This is a genomic window from Halorussus litoreus, assembly GCF_003382685.1.
GTDB classification, from domain to species: Archaea; Halobacteriota; Halobacteria; order Halobacteriales; family Haladaptataceae; genus Halorussus; species Halorussus litoreus.
The window spans coordinates 1-2,370 of record NZ_QLVG01000093.1 but is presented as its reverse complement, the minus strand read 5'-3'; the positions used below and the strand labels follow the sequence as shown (position 1 = coordinate 2,370).

The window sequence follows — 2,370 nt, the reverse complement described above, 5'->3', positions numbered from 1 at the left end:
GCGACCGGAACTGCCGGCGGACCCGTTGTCGCCCAAGCAGAAGCTACAAGACGCCTCCGCACGCGGTTCACGCCGAATGCTCGACGAGTTGCTCGGGCGCGCGGAGCTGAAAAACCGCATCGCCGACCTCGAAGAGGAGAAACGGCACCTCGAACGCCAGCTCGACGCCGAGCAGGAGCGCCGCGCCGAGGCAGCCACCGCCCGTCAGGAGGCCGAACAGCGCGTCAACCGGCTGGAGGACCGCATCGCGGAACTGGAGGACCGCGTCGAGCGCACGGAGGGCGGGGCTGACGGCTCGCGCTCGCTCGACTTCCGAGCGGTCGAGACCATCCGGGGCGAGCGGCTGGAATCCGTGCTCGACCGACTCGACTCCTTCGCCACCGACGCCGAGGGCGCGCTGACCGCCGTGGTCGCGGACGGCGACCGCGACCTGCCCGAGGCGGTCGAGTCGGCGTTCGGCGACCGCGCCGCGCTGGTCGGTCGCGCCCGGCCCTGCGTCGCGGTGACCGACGACGCCGGACTCGTCAGCGCCGCGTTGACACCGCCGGTCGCGCCCGAGCGCTTCGCCGAGTGGAGCGACGGCTTCGTCCTCGACCGCGAGTGGTTCCTGCCGACCGGCGAGTTCGCGCTCGCGCTCGTGCGCTCGGACCTGTTCGCGCTCGGCACGTACGAGGGCAGTGAGCGCACCTCGTTCAAGGGGTTCGACAGCGACGTGAAGGGAGACCACTCGAAGGGCGGGTTCTCGCAGGGCCGGTTCGAGCGACGGCGCGACGCCCAGATCGATGAGCACCTCGACAAGTGCGAGGATGCCATCGACGAGGCGCTCGACGGCGACAGGCCCGACCGACTGTACGTCGTCGGCGAGTCGACGCTGCTCGGCGAGTTCGAACAGCGCGCGGACGCCACGCGCGCGGTCGACGCCACCGGCGACCCCGAGGACGCGCTGGCCGACGCCTTCCGGGAGTTCTGGACGACGCGACTGTATCGGATTTGAAGTGACAGAATCGGACTTGGTGCAACTGTGTCTGAACTGAGTCGACCCGACTGTATCGGATCCGAGTCGGCTCGGCCGGGACTGACCCGCTCGGGTTCGCGCAACTGTCCTGCGAGGCCCGAGCCGAGCCGCAAGCAGGTTTATCGAACTCCGCGGTGTCGGTGTTCGCATGGGGGACGCTCCGCGGACCAACGACCTGCAGCGCACACTCGACGACGGCGGGGTCGCGCTCGGCGTGCTCGACAGCGCGTACAGCCCGACGCTGGTCGAATTCTACGCCGAACTCGGCGTCGACTTCGTCTGGATCGACCTCGAACACGGCGGCCCGAGCCCGTGGGACGGCGACCGACTCGACGACCTGCTCCGGGCGACCAACGGCACCGAGACGGAACTGCTGGTCCGACTGCCCGAACCGGACCCCGGACTCGTCCGGAAAGCACTCGACGCCGGCGTCCGGAACGCCTTCGTCTCGCGGGTCGAGACCGCCGAGGAGGCCCAGAAGGCGATCCGGGCGTCGCGCTTCCGGTACGACGGCGACGCGGGCGGTCGCGGGTTCGCGAACCCGCGCGCGAGCCGGTGGGGCACGACCGACGACTACGCGTCGACCGAGGACGAGGAGACGCTGGTCGGCGCGACGATAGAGTCCGAGACCGCCGTGGGGAACCTCGAGGACATCCTCGACGTGTCCGAACTCGGGTTCGTCTTCGTCGGCCCGCTGGATCTGGCCGTCTCGCTGGGCCACCCCGGCGAGCCCGACCATCCAGACGTGCAGGACGCGGTCGAGGAGATCCGAACGAAGAGCCTCGACGCGAGCGTCCCGGTCGGCGGCCTCGGCTTCGGGATGGACGACGTAAACGAGAAGGCCGACGCGGGCTATCAGATGCTCAACCTCGGGAGCACCACGGGAGCGCTCCAGCAAGTCGTCACCTCGTGGGTCGACGATTTCGAGGGTGACGCGGACGAGTAGGCCGACCGACTTCGAGTTGAAAGAGAAATTGGCCCCCAGCGATATCGGTGTCGCTGCCGAACATCCGGGCCTATGAGCACGCCCGAGGAGAACTTCGAGATCGCGCGCGACGAGTCGAACGACCGGAGTGCGCGCGAATCGGCCATCGGCGGACTGGAGACCGCCAACGAGTGCGACAGTCTCGCCGACCTCGCCCGGATGGACGACCTCGACGAGACGCTCCGCGAGCGGGCGCTGGCCGGGCTGGCTCACCCCCAGTGCAAGTTGCTGCTCCGGGAACTCGCCGAGGGCGAGGATCTCCCGGACTCGCTTCGTGAGCGGGCCGAAACGCTGCTCGACGACACGCCGGGCGACACCGGAGCGGGGCCGTAGCGCGCGACCCGCGGCGGCTTTCTCGCCGCCGCGGGTC

Annotated in this window: 3 protein-coding genes; all 3 read left to right on the top strand. The window is 69.9% G+C overall.

Going from position 1 to position 2,370, the window contains the following annotated elements; all coding sequences use genetic code 11:
* Positions 1–76: 76 nt before the first annotated feature.
* Positions 77–994, top strand: a complete 918-nt coding sequence (locus DPQ64_RS18380) for a Vms1/Ankzf1 family peptidyl-tRNA hydrolase (protein ID WP_115865743.1) — start codon at positions 77–79, stop codon at positions 992–994.
* 169 nt (positions 995–1,163) lie between these two features.
* A complete protein-coding gene (locus DPQ64_RS18375) occupies positions 1,164–1,961 on the top strand; it encodes an HpcH/HpaI aldolase family protein (RefSeq protein WP_115865742.1) in 798 nt (265 codons plus the stop codon).
* 72 nt (positions 1,962–2,033) lie between these two features.
* Positions 2,034–2,333: a hypothetical protein gene (locus tag DPQ64_RS18370; RefSeq protein ID WP_115865741.1), complete on the top strand. Its 300-nt coding sequence runs from the start codon at positions 2,034–2,036 to the stop codon at positions 2,331–2,333.
* Positions 2,334–2,370: the final 37 nt, after the last annotated feature.